The organism is Lysobacter daejeonensis GH1-9 (assembly GCF_000768355.1).
GTDB classification, from domain to species: Bacteria; Pseudomonadota; Gammaproteobacteria; order Xanthomonadales; family Xanthomonadaceae; genus Aerolutibacter; species Aerolutibacter daejeonensis.
On the sequence record NZ_AVPU01000084.1, the window covers coordinates 1 to 539 of the forward strand.

Consider the following 539-nt stretch of genomic DNA (forward strand, 5'->3'; position numbering starts at 1 on the left):
ACGTCGGTCTGGGTGATGGTGTAGGTCGCGGTGCACGTCACCGTGCCACCCGGGGCCAGCGTCCCCGGCGTCGCCGGGCAGGTCACCGTCGTCTTGTCATCGGCCACCGTGTACGGCGCCGACAGGGTCACGTTGCCGGTGTTGGTCAGCAGGTAGCTGTAGCTGATCACGTCGCCCGCAGCGGCATACACCAGCGGCGAGGCGGTCTTGACCAAGCTCATCGATGCCGTCTGCGTCGCCGTCACCGTGGCGCTGTCCTGCGCCGAGTTCACTGCAGCATTGTTGAAGATGGCGCTGGCCGTGGCGACGTTGGTCACCGAGCCGGCGTTCACGTCGGCCTGGGTGATGGTGTAGGTCGCGGTGCACGTCACCGTGCCACCCGGGGCCAGCGTCCCCGGCGTTGCCGGGCAGGTCACCGGCGTCTTGTCATCGGCCACCGTGTACGGCGCCGACAGCGTCACGTTGCCGGTGTTGGTCAGCAGGTAGCTGTAGCTGATCACGTCGCCCGCAGCGGCATACACCAGCGGCGAGGCGGTCTT

The 539-nt window shown here is 67.9% G+C and carries 1 protein-coding gene; it reads right to left on the reverse strand.

The features are described from left to right. Positions 1-539, reverse strand: a 539-nt coding sequence (locus tag N800_RS16185) for a DUF7507 domain-containing protein (protein WP_036140578.1), incomplete at both ends; no start/stop codon positions are given.